This is a genomic window from Chryseobacterium shigense (genome assembly GCF_014207845.1).
In the GTDB taxonomy this organism is placed as follows: Bacteria; Bacteroidota; Bacteroidia; order Flavobacteriales; family Weeksellaceae; genus Chryseobacterium; species Chryseobacterium shigense_A.
In genome coordinates this window covers 1171380-1185917 of record NZ_JACHLC010000001.1, presented here as the reverse complement: position 1 = coordinate 1185917, position 14538 = coordinate 1171380, and the positions used below count along the sequence as shown (strand labels likewise).

Sequence of the window (14538 nt, the reverse complement as noted above, 5' to 3'; positions counted from 1 at the left end):
GATTTTTAGATAAATTGCCTCCGGTGCTACCGGTCATTTTTTAATTGTTGATATTGGTTAAACAGGTATTCTATTCGTAAACTGTCTTCTTTTTTTAATTCTTTTCTGTCTCGCTTCATTTTTAATAATTTGAGTTCACTAACAATCTTTCCCATTTCTTTTTCATTGTTTACTGGAGCATTTTGTGCCATCTTACTTTTGGAATAAAGTATGGGAGGCTTGATTTTAAATGCCGTATCAGAGGGAAAGAATATCCCCTGTATCAAAGAGCCTATAAAGGACACGGATAAAAAAATCATCGAATAGGTAAAGAATTTTTTCGGATTTTGAGTAGCCCAATTCAGCCATTTTTGCCCAGCTTGTTGTAATGTCGTATTCATTTTTAGTACGAGTTTTTGGTTTGATTGGTTAGTTCTTCGTTATTAATGATTCTCCAATTCTTAAGAATCACACCGTGAGGATTGTTGGGGCTTCGGATAATATCTTCAAAGAAGCCTTCAGTAATGAGTTTTCGGGTGATGACTGATGATTTTCTTGTAATCATCTGCTTTCCAAAAAAAGCAAATTTCTTTTGTTCCATATTGAGCGCAATAGAATCTGCGTGAATACTGACCATTGAACTGGAAGCAATAATCTGATTGTAAAATCCTTTTTCCTTCAGATTGGTATATTCCTTTTTTCCGCTGTCATCAATGAGATACAATGATTTCTGAATATTATCCTTGATATAGGCATCATCTGGTGCAAGGGTAAAAAAAAGTCGGTGGAACAATTCAATCTGCGCTTTGTATTCCACAGGTCGGTTCAATAATATATCGGTTTGCTTGGCAAGTACCGGAACTCCGTTGTCTAGAATGTAAATGGATTTTCTGGAATCCTCAATCATTCTATACGCAAAGAAAAATCCGGCAATGACTATGAACACTGCAAAAGCAATGGTGGAAATCGAAACGACCTTGTTGATTTTAATTCTTTGTTCTATGTTTTTAATAAGCATTTTTATCTTAGTTGTTGATTGATAGTTGTTGGTTGATAGTAATTCGTAATTTCTAATTGATAATTAGATTTATTTTCCGTTTTTCATTGCTTCCTGTACTCTTCCCGATGCAGAACCTGCTGTCGCACTTTTTGCTGCGGATGATGTGAGAGAAGCTCCACCTGTTTTGGCTGTTAGTATTGCCGTTTTTGCACTACTAACCATTTTTCCTGCCGCACTTTTCATTTTGGTCATTGCACCAGCTCCTCCGGCAGTAACGATGGTATCGGCAATGGTTGGCGTCATCAACACTCCAATTCCTGTAACGATATAGGCTACACAAGTAAAGAGCTGATTGTAAATCATTCCAGAGTTTGAAACATACACCATTAAAGCATCTAAATTGGTAATGGTTCCGTTGGATAAAAGCGTGTCGTATCTTTCAATTTCCATTTCGTAACCCGAAGCGATGAGTTGCTGACCGATATTGATAATGGTATAAGCCACAAAAGTGTACAGATTAATATTGATGAATTTGGATACCCAGCTGTACAATGAATTCTCAAATCCCGGAATGAGTGCCATTCCAACAGCTATCGGTCCTAAAATAATAAGGATGTATGCCCAAATTTTTTGGATGAAGAAAATGAGATACACGCAAATTCTCAAGATAGAAAGACAGACAAATTCAATGACTTCTGCGACTAATTTTTGCATTTGAAACTGCATTCTGATCTGCCATTCTTTGATGGGTTGAATGAGTTTATCCAAACCTTCACTTACATCAAACCAAGAATCGTCTGCATCTTCGCTAGTATTCTCAATCACTTCCTGTTTGGCATCTTCTTCCGCATTGAGTTTGATGACGGCATCTAATAATTGTTGTTGTTTTTTGAATCGTTGAACCCGCAAATCATTGACTTCAGATTCTATATCACTGAAAATGGCAATTCCTGGTTGGGCAATGGCTTCAAAAGGGGCTTGGATTAAATTGACAAATCCCGTCCAATACACCAAGGTAAAACCGATGAGAATAGGCTTTAGCATCGGAGTAATTTCCCATTCTCGGTCTCCCGCTGCCATTTGCCAACCCATATATCCGAGATACATCAGAGCCCCCATTCCTCCAATTGCTTTCCCAACCAAAGCAGAACCTTGAGCGCTATCCTGTACGCTGTTATCCAGTTTGGTAAAGACTTCCATAAACCATTTTTCAAAAGCACCATCGCCTTTTAGAAACTGGAGCAGGTTACTGTAATCACCATCAGTTTGAGCAAAGCTCATGATGGGAAAAAGTATTGCAAATAAGCAAAATATAAATGTTAGTTTTTTATTCATTTTTAAAATCGGTGTTTATATTGTTGCATTGTGCTATGAACAATCTGTTTATCCGATGCGGGAGTCCATTGGTTGGGCAAAGCTGTGGATAAATGGTTTTTCAGAATATTCTTATAATCCAAGAGAAGTGTTGTCTTGTTATTGTACTTTCTGAGTTCCTGAACAAATTTTCGCCATTTGATAAGCGTTTCGTGGTACATGATAAAGCGTTTTCCTCTCGGCATATCCATACTTCTGGACATATCATATTTTTCTTTGATTAAGTCCAGTTCTTCCTGTAGTCTTGTTATGGTACCTGTTGTATTCAATGTTTCAAACGTCTGCTGGTCTTTCAGCCGCCATTCTATAAAATTCTGTGGATGATCAGGAAATTCGGTAATGGGCTTTAGCATCCGTTTGTAATACAGCAACCAGAGCGGATCTGCATCAACCGTAGCGGAAGTCCAATGGGCAAAATCCTGAACGCTTCTTTTATGAATGGTGTCAGAAGCTGTTTTGATTTTTTTGGCTTCCTCTTCTTGAAATTTGAGTTGGGCAAATCTTAGATTCTGTTCTCCGGTTGGCTTTAAAGGTCTGATGTCGGGACCGTCTTTATAATCCCTGTTTTTACTCGGAGCCCATATTCCCCAAACCGTTGCATAGGCAAAATTGGTCTGGATTCCTAAAAAGTATTTTGGATAAGGTCGCCAATCGCCCCAACGTTCGAAGGTCATTCTTTTGTGTTGGGCGACAATGGAAGGATCGTTTAATCTTTTTACACTCAATTGTGCAGATACTCCAACTGTAACAAATAGTAAGAGAAAAAATGTTCCTTTTTTGAATAATTGTTTCATAATTTTAGTTAAAGATGTATTGGTATTTGGTGATAATGTCTCCAACAATGGCTTTGTCGATATTGATGTAATTTCTGAGTACTGGAACCTGATACAGGTAAGGTATTTTCTTGGCATTCTCTAATCGTAGAATGATGTAGAGAATATTTCCATTGATGTTTCTTACCCTTGTAAAGACCTTTTCAATAAGCATTTCTCTATCACTTGCATCCATTAAGAAATCTTTGTTTTCATTCAAAATATCTTGAGTAACTTCCTGTTTGAGCTTTAGGGTTTGCTTTCCGATTTCTACATAATATTTTGAAACCAATATGGCATATTCAGGATGTTGTGCGGATAAATCCAGCATTTTATTCGAATTGGTCACAATCTTCCCAAGATACTGATAGAGATATATGAGTTTTTTACTCTGCGTTAGTGCTGAATTAACATTTTTAAGTTGCTGATAGATGTATTCCTGTATCGCAATGACTTGTGCGGTTTTGTTTTTAACATCATCATACAATTGCTTTTGTTTTTCATAAGAGTCCAGAAATGTTTGTTCACTGGCTAATCGTACAGCATGATTTTTGGTGATTTGAGCTAAAAGTTTGTCATTGATCACAATCTGCTGGCTCTTTACAGAAACACCTAAAAACAATAATAATCCAAAGGTTACTACTTTTTTGCTCATAACTTTATTATTTTTTATTATGGTATTCGCGAAATACATTGGCTTACGCCGAATCTTCGATTTTATCAACTGAAAGGAGATAATCTTCGCTTTCATTTCTAAAAGGATTTAATGTTATCCATAATACTTTCCACCACCTGCTTATCTCTGTTCACATAGTACTGGAAAGCTCTTTTATTTCGTAAAACTTTGGCTTTGATGTCTCTAATTTTTAAAAGCATATGGGTAGAATTTCTGCTGAGTGTTTTGACTTCTCCTAAAGCATAGTCCAATAAAATTTTTCGCTCTGATTTTTCCATTTGATTGATGGCTCCGTAAGAAATCACAATGCCCATTATCAGCCGCGTTACCATTTGTAAATCATCTACAAACTGTACCTGAGAAGGCAATACTGCTATAATGGAATAGGGGGCAGAATTAATTTCCTGAATAATAGCGGTCTGATTATTGGTTATTTTTGTAATCTCTCTGTTCATCGCTATTCCTGTTGGTATGGCTTGAATGGCAAATGAAACAATCTTCAGTCTGTCCTGAACTTTGGTAACTTTATCTTTAAAATTGTTCCATTGGGTTTTATTAACTGTTTCTACCGTGGCATTTATCGTTTGCTTTTGCCTCATTTCTTTTTGCCTTTCATTTTCTTTCATTGTCGCATTAATCTCAAGATTCATCATTGGAAATGATACATTTTCCTGTTGCCAAGCTGGTGTGGAACCACCACCGGAAGAAGTCAGAATAACATAAATCAGTGGTATCAACAAAATTTGAGAAAATTTTTTCATCTTATGATATTTAAAAATTTCGCTTATATCGGTTCATTATATTTTCCACAATGCCTTTATCGGTATTGATATAGCCTGCAAACGGATTGATGGAATTCCAAAATCCTAACCGGTTGGCTTTTTCTAATCGCAGTTTAATCGCCAAAAGCCACAGTTTTAGATTTTTCACATTCTCGGAAATGTTATGCAGGATTTTGTAACGATCACCAGAAGTTGCCAAATTGAGTTCTCCAGAAGCCAGAATATCAGAAACATCAGTTACTATTTTCAAACTTTGTTCGTATGTTTTTTGCGAAGCTTTCACTCCGAATATCGCATACTGTGGATGCTGGGATGCTAATTGTACGACTTGTGAGGAATAGGTGTAACATTTATTCAATTCAGAATAGATCTGTTGCACTTGAATTCCGTTTTGTAATGTTCCGGAAACTTCCTTTAAACCCTTGAGGATTTTATTCTGAATATCATTGGCGGCTACCATTTGAGTTCCTATCCACATTTGGGCATCTTTTAATTTGGAGGTTTCTTCAATTACCTCATTTTGTTTGGCTTTTAGATTTTCCGAATAGAGAATCATAGCTGCCGTTACCGTTGGGTCGATGTAGGTGTTTTGGGCGAATACCCCTGTCCCCCAAAGGGAGAAAAGCAGCATTACTATTTTGAGAATAAATTTTTTCATATCGCTTTATATTTTACCGTTTTAATCCATATTTCGTCTTTTTCCTGATAGTCAGGTGTTACATCTTCAGTACTGATGGAAAACGTAATCACAATCTCCTGACCTGTTTTAGTATCTATTTTAATGGTGTTTTGTGTAAAGCAATGAGAGAGAATTATCGCTTTTTCCCAAGTTGCAATACGAATTTCATTCTCAGCTACAGAATTGCAATCCGTCCGTTCTTTTTCTTTTTTGATGATGGCTTTCATAGATTTTTCTTTAGTTTGACACATGTACTCTCATTTCCAATTTTCAAGAAAAGTTGGAAAATACAGCATTACCGATATATTCCTCCAAAGTCTGTTCATTCATTTCCAACTCATTTTGTAAATTCTTAAAGATATTTTGCCCCTTATGTTTATTTTTAAACTTATGATAGAACTTAAAAACTTTTTGGTCTAACGGCTTTTGATAGAGATTAATTAAGGATATTATACTTCCCATATCATCTCCAAAATTCTTTACATCGTCTACTATTTTTACCAACGCTTCATCATAGCTTCCGTATTTCTGGACATAATATTCAACTGCTGATTTTTCGGGTTTTTCCGTCGTGTAGGTTAAATATTGCTCAAGGGAAACTTCATTTCCATAGACTTCGCCTTTAGAACCTCTTTTCAGATAAAATTCCTTGAATCGGCTTCTTCCGAATTTGTTGTTGAGATTGTTAATGGTAAAAATCTTATTCTGCTCTACCTTATTTAGGGACAATAAAGCCGCTATGCGGTCAAAATTATCTTTGAACTTCGTCTGATCCAACAGAATGAACGTATCTGAATTGTTAATAATACTGTCTTTTACTACGGCATTTCCGATAATGTCATCCAGTTCCTGAGTTACAACTACTGCTTCTCCCCAGAACTTTCTTACGGTTTTGTAGAGATACAGAATGTATCCCCCCATCAATTTACTTGCAATGGCTTTCCACGCTTCCTCAATTATGAGTGCTTTTCTGCGGTCTTTTCTAAGCCTCATTTTCTGAATAAAAGTGTCCATAATAATGAGCGTTACGATGGGAAACAGCTTCGGGTTGTCCTTTACATTGTCGATTTCAAAAACAATGAATGATTCATCGAAGAGACTCTCGTCTCCTTTATTATTTAGTGTGGTTCCATATCTTCCACCTTTGTAAAAGTCCTTCAGAACAAATAAGAAAGTACGCAGATTGAATTCTTTTTCCGTGATTCTGTGTTTCTTATTGTTTAGGTAAAGAGGTAAAAATTTATCGCAATACTCATAGAAACCATTGAAGGAAAGTTCCTTCGTTTCTAATGTTTCTTCGATTTGCTTTATTTTTTTGATGATGGCTTTTCTGAACGATTCGTTCCATTCTTCCGCTGTTTTGGGTTGCCTGATAATCTCATTGGATTTAATGAGAATCAGCTGTGTTTCGTTGTATATTTTTCGTTTTTCTTCGTCATGTAAGGTTTCATAGGCTTCATAGACCTTGTAAAATTTTTCGCTGTCATAATCGGGATTATTGATGTTTTTATCAGGATGATACTCAATAGCCAATTTTCGGAAGGCTTCCTTTATCTCATCTGATTCAGCATCGAATGCAATACCCAGAATATCATAATAGGTACGTTGTTCTTTGGTATCGTTCTCGTATTCTTCGAAAATATCCTCTTCGTGAATGTTGTACTTACCCAGATATAAAATAAGTTCTTCAGAATTTTTATTTTCATACCACACAGTTCCTGAGTTGAAATACTGGTGATAATAAGACATTAATACATTATCTAATATGGATTTCTGAGCAGATGACATTGCAGCATCGGGACCTTGCCAAATCAGGAAAATCAAGTTGGTCAAAAACTCTATTTTCTCAATATTGAACTCTATTTTATCCATCAGAAAAGGATTCATTGTAATGGGTTTTTCTTCAGTATATTGGATGTACCTTCCTCCCTTATATTTACACGTTCCCGAGTAAGAATCTCCTGTATCTACAATCACAACATCATAATTGTAGGTAAGATACTGTTCGATAATGTTGTTCATTAGAAAACTCTTGCCTGAGCCACTGGGTCCAAGAACAAACTTATTTCGGTTATTAATTCTTCCAGTTTTCATTGGTAAATCTGAAGGATCCACTTTTAGCGGAACACCTTGTCTGTCGGTAAATCGTAAATAAAAGTTGGATTCTTCACTCAAGGGGTAACTTTCTTTAAAAAAAAAACACAAGGCTGCTTCGCTTGTCGTCATAAATAAATCATACTCTCTCAATTCGGTTCCGTTACCTGGAATGGCTGAACGAAAGAGTTCAAGCTGGTTATACGCATTTTTGGAAACGATAATCCCTTTGGTAAACAGCTTATTTTCAATAAGGGACTGTGTCCCTTCCATTTCTTCCAGAGTGTTTGTTGAAAATATTAGGGAAAAATGGGCATTCACCACCAATTGTCCATCAATAGCGATATTGTGAAGTAACGTCTGAATTTCTTCGGCAATAATGGCATTGGAAGGCGAATTGTTGGCAGCCCCTTCGTGCTTTTTCTTCTTTTTGTCGAGTTCTCTCTGTTGCTGAGCTTGCGGTGGAATCGTAATAACCTGATTATAAATAATCGTTTCGTAATCTTCCAGTTCATTGATAAATGTAAAATTATCTACCGCTGTTTCTGCAGCGGCTCCGTTTCCTCCAAGAAACGAATAAGGTTCAATCTCCGAAGGCAGATCAATGTTTTCTACATCTACGTAAGAGATATTTTTGACGAAACGGTTTCCAATTTGTAAATACTCATTGGTACTTTTGATATTGTCAAATGTTGGCACATCGGTAAACTTCATTGACAAAACACCTGATATATAATATTCAAAATCTTTTTCGAATAAAAACTGGGGTTCACAATCGCTCTGTTTCAAAAGCATCCATACTTTTTGACACTTGTCCCGAAGCTCTTTGTAGCTTTTTTCAGAGAACTGATACTGCTTGTTCTTCTTTTTCAGTTTGTCATCAATAATATCGGTGAAGAACAATACCGTTTCAATGGTTTTGAAAAGCCTGCCGTCAAAATGTTCGGAGTATTTCTGTTGAAGAAACTGATTGGATGGCTCTGCGGTATATTTTTTCTTACTGAAAATATCAAGTTTTTGAACAATTCTTCCTTCGCCAATAATTGATACAACCTGATTTAAAATCGTATGAAAATTCAGATAATTGTCGGGATCGGCTGAATATTGCTCAACCATATTTTTTATCCTAATCCCAATGATAGGATTACCATACTGACCGAAAAGAACATCAAAATCCCAATTGAAATCTTTTCCATAATCGTAGCCAATAAATGGGATGCTAAATGCCTGCTTTTTTGATTTCATATCTAGCTTTTATTGTTTTTAATTGCCATATGTTATCGCCCAATTGTTAATGGCGATTTCATTTGAAGTTATTTTTTTCTCATTATTTATTAAAACTTCAGCTATTGTATTTTTCAATATTTTTTTATTATGTACTTTTTTTGGGAAAATTAAAACCTGATCGGAATTTTTTGTTTTATCATACAGTCCGTATTTATCCTGCCTTTTGAAGATGAGATAAACTCCTCCCGCTGTGATTGCGAGGCCGAGTAGAGAACCGAGTAAACCAAACTTTGAAAGTATCAAAGCGGCAATGACTCCACTTCCAATAACACCAACTGCATAAAAGATGTACTTGCCTTTGAGTCCAAAAAATACAAGGGGTTTTTTAAGCCCCTTGTAAAGGTAGAATCCCATATTAGGCAAAGAATGCTGTTACGAATTCCGGAACGACAATCAAGAAAATCATTGCTCCTCCATACCCAAGGATTTCTTTGTTGACATCTTGGTCGCCATTCGTCCATTTGTTATAGACTCTCAATCCTCCGATAAAGCCGACCAATCCTCCGACTGCTTTTAAAATCAGTTTGATGGGATCCCAATAATCCCTAATGTCGCTGGCTGCATTCGAGATTGCGGTGGCCCCTCCCTGAGCAAAGATTGGAGTTAGTGCCATCATTACTAAAGCAAGAGTCAGTGCTTTTTTTGTGGTTACGGTTTTTTTGAAAAAGTTTTTAATCATAATAAAAAATTAAAGTTTAGGTTAAATATGAATTGATTTTAAGTTACATTGTTGAATGGTATACCTTGTGTCCGTCTATATTGGAAACCAGCTGAACCATCGTTTCCGAAAGGTTAAGAATATTTTGCCATCCGTTATCTTTTGCTTTTGGGGCTTCTTTTTTCTTTTCGGGTTGCACTTCAAGAAGATTGTCCAAATCTTGCTCAGATTCGAAACGCTTTCTTAGTTCTTCCAGACTCAGCCTTTCTTCATTTTGTGAGGAGCGCTGCGGTATAATTTCTTTTTTGTTGAAAGATTTCGGCATATTGAGGGTTTCAACATCTTCGATGCCTACCATTGCCGGATTCTCTTTTTCATTAGTAAAATCTGAAAGAGAAAAGAACTCTGATTCTTCCTGATGGGTGGTGATTTCTTTTTTGAGAAAAAGGTCGTAGATGATATTTCCTGCATAATAAAGTAGGTAAGCTGTTAAAAGCAGGAGTGAGAATTTTATCATTATTTTTTGTTTTAGTTGTCAGTTGATGGTTGATAGTTGTCGGTATTTAACATATTATTTTGATATTTATATTTCCGATTTCAAGGTTTCATTTATATATTCTATGATTTCATTAAAAGGATTCTTCACGGCATATCTCTGTTCATAAGTCAGTTTTCTGGTATCAATGGTTTGTAAGCAATTTCTTTTGTATACCGGGCTTTCTACCATCACTCCGTATTTTGAAATCTCGGCATCCATTTCTTTCTGATTGAGATATTTGTACCCTTTGTCGTATTTGGAGCGGATAAAAATTCGTTCTGCTTCACTTTCAAGCATTCCGAGAACATTTTTGAAAACCAATGTGGATTTTACCGATACATCGGAATATTCAAATGGAATGATAATCACATCGCTGTAGATCAGCAAATCACTGTATTTTTCATCGAGCGTTCCTGCTAAGTCAAAGACATTCACATCTTTGCTTTCCTTCAAATCAATCAACTGTTCAAAATCTGAAAAAAGACGCTCGCCTTCTCCTGCAATTTCTACTTCATACAGTTTTGGCAATTCTAAAAGTTCATCTTCTTTCCATTTGTTGTAAAAGGATTTCTGATAATCAAAGTCAAAAACATTGATCTTTCTGTCGGATCTTTCCGAAATATAATTCGCAAAAGCAATTGCCAGCGTGGTTTTTCCGGCTCCTCCTTTTTGGGTGGCAAATGTGATAATCATACCTTTAGTTTTTAGTTGTCGGTTGATGGTTGCCTGTTGTCGGTTTGAAAATGTGTAAGCTGATTTTTCTATCAACTATTAACCGACAATCATCAACTTTATCTTTTCTTTTTTCTACGTTTTTTGAGTTCCTCTTCGGCTGGATCTTTCGCTGTTGCTGAAGATTTCATCATATCAAACAGGAAATCATCAATGACCTTTTCCAAACCATATTCTTTTTTGTTTTCAGCCTTCACAACTGGGTTTAAAAAGTTTTGAAACTGTTTTTCTCCAATTAATGTTTCCAATTCTCCGATGTAGTGGAGCTTGGAATGAATGATGTAATATTTTCCGTCCTCTAATTTTATGATGCTTACATCATCGTTATTTTGGGTTTTGAGATATTCTTTCACGTCATCTCTGACAGCACTGAATATTTCCTTATTTTTAAATTTTTTGTTCTCGAAAAGCATAAAGTCATACAGTTCACTTTCGGGATATTTATATTTTAAATAATTTATGAGAACAGATTTAGTTTCTTTGTTTGGAATGTTAAAATCTTTCAATCGCTCAAAGAGCCTTTTGTCCATCATCACGGAAGTGAATTCAAATAATTCATTCATTTTCATAATCTCACTTCCTTTGTACATCGTTCCAGTTCTGTTATCAATCAAAGAATATCCGAAAGGGCGGAGTTCGCCCTCCAATTTCCCTTCGCTTTGATATTTTTTATCGACTTGATGGAAAACCACATCAATTCCAAAGGTGTCTTTCAGCTTTTTCTGTAGCTCACTTTCAAATTCGATTTTCGGCTCGGTTTCTTCATTCTGTTTTTCTTCTGGAAGCATTGCTTCCTGTTTTCTAAAATCCTGAACTTTAAAAACCTTGTTGGAAAATAGGTCTTTGTATTTTGACAGGATCGCTTTAATCTGTTTTGTTCTGTTTTCATTCTTTTTGTTGTCAAAAACGATCTGATTTCCAGAAAAGGTTTTTTCTCGAACTCCGTTTTTGAGAATATCCAATTGGGTTTCATCTTCTTTGTTCTGAGCTAACCGGAATCCATTTCTTTCTAGTAAAAGTTCCAATTGTTTTAAAGAACTGATCCGGTAACTCAGAAGCTTATTAATATTTTCTACATTGCTTATTCCGTATATTTTTTCCATTACTTTGGCTAAAGCTCTCTGTGATTTCAGCTTTTCGTAACTGTCGTTAATCTTTTTCCCAGTCTGTTTATCGACTCTTGTTGAAACAATATGGACGTGATTGTTTTCAGTGTCGTTGTGAAAAACCACGATGAACGGCTGATTCCCATAACCCATTTCATCCATAAAGTTTTCAGCGATTTTCGTAAGCTCTTCTTTGGAATGTTCCCTGAACTTTGTGGATAAAGCAGCGTGGAATTGTGGCTTTTTTACCTTTTCGTTTTTAGAAACTGAAGCCAAGTAGGACTTTACTTCTTCCTTGCTGCTCGATTCGTTGATGAATGAAGGGAAATTTTTCATCAGCATCAGTTCGCCTTTTCCTTTATCTATTTTTTTATCGTTGTACTGTATTCCAGGGAAATTAGAACTTGCGGGTTTCATCAATTTCACAATCATTTTCCAAGCATTGAATAGATGTTGATAAAAACTTCATTCTGCTGGGCTTTCAACTTTGCGATTTCAGTAAGCTGGTTAGAGAATTTCTGTAATTCATTCTCTGAAATGAACTTTTGACCATTCACCATTTTTGCAATCTGATTGATATTGGTTTCGATTTTTACAAAGATGTTGTCTTGTTTTTCAATGAACGCTAATACTTTTTTTCTCTCATTATCCATCATTCTGTTTTCTACCGAATCAATGATTAAATTGGTTAAGGAAATTTGTTTTTCTAAACAGATTTTTTTCCAGTGTTCCTTTCGGTTTTTTTGAATTCTTATGAGAATCAGCCCTTCTTTTCCGTCGTTCTCCATTTGTTCATTTAGGATAAGTCATTTTATTTTCTATCATTTATAAGTAATATCATCATTGCAATTCATTTTATTTAACAATTATGGTTATGGTAAAAAAGGTTTAATCCTGTTAGAATATCCTTGAACTTCTCCGTAGGTATAGTATGATGTAGACATTGCAGATAAAGATGTCTGAGGAATTTGGATGGCATAGTTTTCAAGCAATGCAGGAAAAAATTGGCTTGAATTTTCAGTATGCAGTAAAACAATCTGATTAGGAATATATCCTATATCACTGTAAATATTTGATATATTCATAAAGGCATTCCCCGAAATTGGTGATGAATCACTTGATCGATATATTTGAAATCTCACATTTACAATTCCTTGAACTTTTCTAAATAAAACACCTCCTTTCAATCCTCCAAAATTTTTAGTTCCAATAGTATACGTTTTTGTAGATGTCAAATAAGCATTCGTGTTTCCAGAATAATTAACAGGTGCAGACCAAGTGGAAGTTGCGGTAAGTGCAGTTGTACTATTTGGATCAAATGATAAAATAATCTGATATTCAATAGGAGCTATCTCTTTTGAAAATGGTTGCCATAAATTCCCGTCAAAATAATAGGGTGCGGCTTCGGTAATATTTTTGACCTGACCCGATAAATTGGAAGCGGAAGTTGTGGCAAAAACAACAGCTCCTTTTTTAGCAATTGAATATGTTTTTGTTGCTAATTGATTTCCTGTAATGCGGGGAGGAATGATTCCATCAAAATGATTGGTGTCATTTGGTTTTCCTACCACTTCCAAAGTAGTTTCAGGCGTTTGAGTGTTGATGCCCACCTGTCCTTGAACAGACATTCCGATAAATGGCAGAAAAAAATAAATCATTGTTTTCATTGTTTTTTTGATTAAAATTTCCTCTGCAAAATTGGAACATCAAACTCGTGAAAACAATAGTATTCAAGGACGTTGGACTGAATAAGACTAGTCTGGATTAGTTTGGAATAGGCGTGGATTAAAAAAGAATAAATTGTACTAATTTGGATTCTTATACCTGATTTATCTAAAAAAACAAGTTCCGCAGTTTTTTCCCCTTTTTGCAAAAAAGGCAAGAGGGTCTTTGGATATAAAACTTGAAAAGTTTGTATATACAAAGACACATCTTGCTTAATAAATGGGCTGATTTTTTCAGAGTTCTGAAAAGTGGATAATGAAGTTACCCTGATTTTAATAAGTTGTTGATTATCAGTATTTATTTTTGGAAATCTGATTTTTGGAATAGGAAATGAATACCCTGCATTATTTTTTATAGGTCAGCAGTTGAACCCTATATTATTTTTTATGGGTTAGTGGCTTAACCTTGCATTATTCTTTACAGGTGGGCAGTTTGAACCTTACATTAATTTTTACAGCTTGGTAGTTAACCTTGTAGTATTTTTTATAGGTTGACGATTAAACCCTACATTATTCTTTATAGGTTATTACTTGTACCTTAAAGTATTTTTTACTGGTAAGTGGCTTAACCTTGTAGTATTTTTTATAGGTGGGCAGTTTGAACCTTACATTAATTTTTACAGCTTGGTAATTAACCTTGTAGTATTTTTTATAGGTTGACGATTAAACCCGACATTATTTTTTATAGGTTATTACTTGTACCTTAAAGTATTTTTTACTGGTAAGTGGTTTGTACCCTACAGTATTTTTTATAGGTTGAGCATTAATCCATATATTATTCTTTATAGTTAAGCGGCTGAACCCTACATTATTTTTTATAGCTTGATAGTTTAATCTTGCATTATTCTTTATAGGTTGGAAGCAAAACCCTATGTTACTTTTTATAGTTTACAAATTGAACCTTGTATTATTCTTTATAGGCTTGGAAGTGTAACCTTAAATTATTTTTTACAGGTGCAGATTGAACCTTACATTATTCTTTATAGGCTAGTTACTAAGCCCTGAGTAATTTTTCACTGGTAAAATGATTAAACTTTGTAGTATTTTTATGCGTGAAAATATTTAATTAGAATAACTTGAAGGATATATAATAAGAA

General features: G+C 35.1%; 16 protein-coding genes. All 16 read right to left on the bottom strand.

Annotation, left to right across the window (positions count from 1 at the left end; translation table 11 throughout):
* Positions 1-26: 26 nt before the first annotated feature.
* The 16 genes from HNP36_RS05435 to HNP36_RS05360 all read right to left on the bottom strand — a co-directional run bounded on the left by HNP36_RS05435 (position 27) and on the right by HNP36_RS05360 (position 13384).
* The gene (locus HNP36_RS05435; RefSeq protein WP_184159634.1) at positions 27-380 is read right to left on the bottom strand and encodes a hypothetical protein; all 354 of its coding nucleotides are present in this window, start codon (positions 378-380) and stop codon (positions 27-29) included.
* A 2-nt stretch (positions 381-382) separates the two neighbouring features.
* Positions 383-997: a conjugative transposon protein TraK gene (traK, locus tag HNP36_RS05430; RefSeq protein WP_184159636.1), complete on the bottom strand. Its 615-nt coding sequence runs from the start codon at positions 995-997 to the stop codon at positions 383-385.
* A gap of 69 nt (positions 998-1066) precedes the next feature.
* Positions 1067-2314 (bottom strand): hypothetical protein, encoded by a 1248-nt coding sequence (locus tag HNP36_RS05425; RefSeq protein ID WP_184159638.1) that lies wholly within the window; start codon positions 2312-2314, stop codon positions 1067-1069.
* 2 nt (positions 2315-2316) lie between these two features.
* Positions 2317-3147 carry a hypothetical protein gene (locus HNP36_RS05420; protein WP_184159640.1) on the bottom strand — a complete coding sequence of 277 codons (831 nt, stop codon included), beginning with the start codon at positions 3145-3147 and terminating at the stop codon, positions 2317-2319.
* Between the two features lie 4 nt (positions 3148-3151).
* Positions 3152-3820, bottom strand: coding sequence for a hypothetical protein (locus HNP36_RS05415; RefSeq protein WP_184159642.1), 669 nt, complete (start codon positions 3818-3820; stop codon positions 3152-3154).
* Between the two features lie 98 nt (positions 3821-3918).
* Positions 3919-4602, bottom strand: coding sequence for a hypothetical protein (locus HNP36_RS05410; RefSeq protein ID WP_184159644.1), 684 nt, complete (start codon positions 4600-4602; stop codon positions 3919-3921).
* Between the two features lie 10 nt (positions 4603-4612).
* Entirely contained in the window at positions 4613-5281 is a 669-nt protein-coding gene (locus HNP36_RS05405) for a hypothetical protein (RefSeq protein WP_184159646.1), read from the bottom strand.
* A complete protein-coding gene (locus HNP36_RS05400; protein WP_184159648.1) occupies positions 5278-5529 on the bottom strand; it encodes a hypothetical protein in 252 nt (83 codons plus the stop codon). Before HNP36_RS05400 ends, HNP36_RS05405 begins: the two co-directional genes overlap by 4 nt.
* A 43-nt stretch (positions 5530-5572) precedes the next feature.
* Positions 5573-8641, bottom strand: a complete 3069-nt coding sequence (locus tag HNP36_RS05395) for a TraG family conjugative transposon ATPase (protein ID WP_184159651.1) — start codon at positions 8639-8641, stop codon at positions 5573-5575.
* 18 nt (positions 8642-8659) lie between these two features.
* Complete coding sequence (locus HNP36_RS05390; RefSeq protein WP_317168953.1) at positions 8660-9037, bottom strand: DUF4133 domain-containing protein; 378 nt, start codon at positions 9035-9037, stop codon at positions 8660-8662.
* Position 9038: 1 nt separating this feature from the next.
* Positions 9039-9362, bottom strand: coding sequence for a DUF4134 domain-containing protein (locus HNP36_RS05385; protein ID WP_184159653.1), 324 nt, complete (start codon positions 9360-9362; stop codon positions 9039-9041).
* A 43-nt stretch (positions 9363-9405) separates the two neighbouring features.
* On the bottom strand, positions 9406-9858 hold the full coding sequence (locus tag HNP36_RS05380; RefSeq protein WP_184159655.1) for a hypothetical protein: 453 nt from the start codon (positions 9856-9858) through the stop codon (positions 9406-9408).
* Positions 9859-9924: 66 nt separating this feature from the next.
* Positions 9925-10572: a ParA family protein gene (locus HNP36_RS05375; RefSeq protein WP_184159657.1), complete on the bottom strand. Its 648-nt coding sequence runs from the start codon at positions 10570-10572 to the stop codon at positions 9925-9927.
* A 98-nt stretch (positions 10573-10670) separates the two neighbouring features.
* Positions 10671-12149: a relaxase/mobilization nuclease domain-containing protein gene (locus tag HNP36_RS05370; protein ID WP_184159659.1), complete on the bottom strand. Its 1479-nt coding sequence runs from the start codon at positions 12147-12149 to the stop codon at positions 10671-10673.
* Complete coding sequence (locus tag HNP36_RS05365; RefSeq protein ID WP_184159661.1) at positions 12146-12505, bottom strand: plasmid mobilization relaxosome protein MobC; 360 nt, start codon at positions 12503-12505, stop codon at positions 12146-12148. Before HNP36_RS05365 ends, HNP36_RS05370 begins: the two co-directional genes overlap by 4 nt.
* An 84-nt stretch (positions 12506-12589) precedes the next feature.
* Positions 12590-13384, bottom strand: a complete 795-nt coding sequence (locus HNP36_RS05360; protein WP_184159663.1) for a hypothetical protein — start codon at positions 13382-13384, stop codon at positions 12590-12592.
* Between the last annotated feature and the right edge of the window lie 1154 nt (positions 13385-14538).

Coding starts and splice junctions, on each gene's coding strand:
- HNP36_RS05435 (WP_184159634.1), bottom strand. CDS start 380: ATGAATACGACATTACAACAAGCTGGGCAAAAATGGCTGAATTGGGCT.
- traK (WP_184159636.1), bottom strand. CDS start 997: ATGCTTATTAAAAACATAGAACAAAGAATTAAAATCAACAAGGTCGTT.
- HNP36_RS05425 (WP_184159638.1), bottom strand. CDS start 2,314: ATGAATAAAAAACTAACATTTATATTTTGCTTATTTGCAATACTTTTT.
- HNP36_RS05420 (WP_184159640.1), bottom strand. CDS start 3,147: ATGAAACAATTATTCAAAAAAGGAACATTTTTTCTCTTACTATTTGTT.
- HNP36_RS05415 (WP_184159642.1), bottom strand. CDS start 3,820: ATGAGCAAAAAAGTAGTAACCTTTGGATTATTATTGTTTTTAGGTGTT.
- HNP36_RS05410 (WP_184159644.1), bottom strand. CDS start 4,602: ATGAAAAAATTTTCTCAAATTTTGTTGATACCACTGATTTATGTTATT.
- HNP36_RS05405 (WP_184159646.1), bottom strand. CDS start 5,281: ATGAAAAAATTTATTCTCAAAATAGTAATGCTGCTTTTCTCCCTTTGG.
- HNP36_RS05400 (WP_184159648.1), bottom strand. CDS start 5,529: ATGAAAGCCATCATCAAAAAAGAAAAAGAACGGACGGATTGCAATTCT.
- HNP36_RS05395 (WP_184159651.1), bottom strand. CDS start 8,641: ATGAAATCAAAAAAGCAGGCATTTAGCATCCCATTTATTGGCTACGAT.
- HNP36_RS05390 (WP_317168953.1), bottom strand. CDS start 9,037: ATGGGATTCTACCTTTACAAGGGGCTTAAAAAACCCCTTGTATTTTTT.
- HNP36_RS05385 (WP_184159653.1), bottom strand. CDS start 9,362: ATGATTAAAAACTTTTTCAAAAAAACCGTAACCACAAAAAAAGCACTG.
- HNP36_RS05380 (WP_184159655.1), bottom strand. CDS start 9,858: ATGATAAAATTCTCACTCCTGCTTTTAACAGCTTACCTACTTTATTAT.
- HNP36_RS05375 (WP_184159657.1), bottom strand. CDS start 10,572: ATGATTATCACATTTGCCACCCAAAAAGGAGGAGCCGGAAAAACCACG.
- HNP36_RS05370 (WP_184159659.1), bottom strand. CDS start 12,149: ATGATTGTGAAATTGATGAAACCCGCAAGTTCTAATTTCCCTGGAATA.
- HNP36_RS05365 (WP_184159661.1), bottom strand. CDS start 12,505: ATGGAGAACGACGGAAAAGAAGGGCTGATTCTCATAAGAATTCAAAAA.
- HNP36_RS05360 (WP_184159663.1), bottom strand. CDS start 13,384: ATGAAAACAATGATTTATTTTTTTCTGCCATTTATCGGAATGTCTGTT.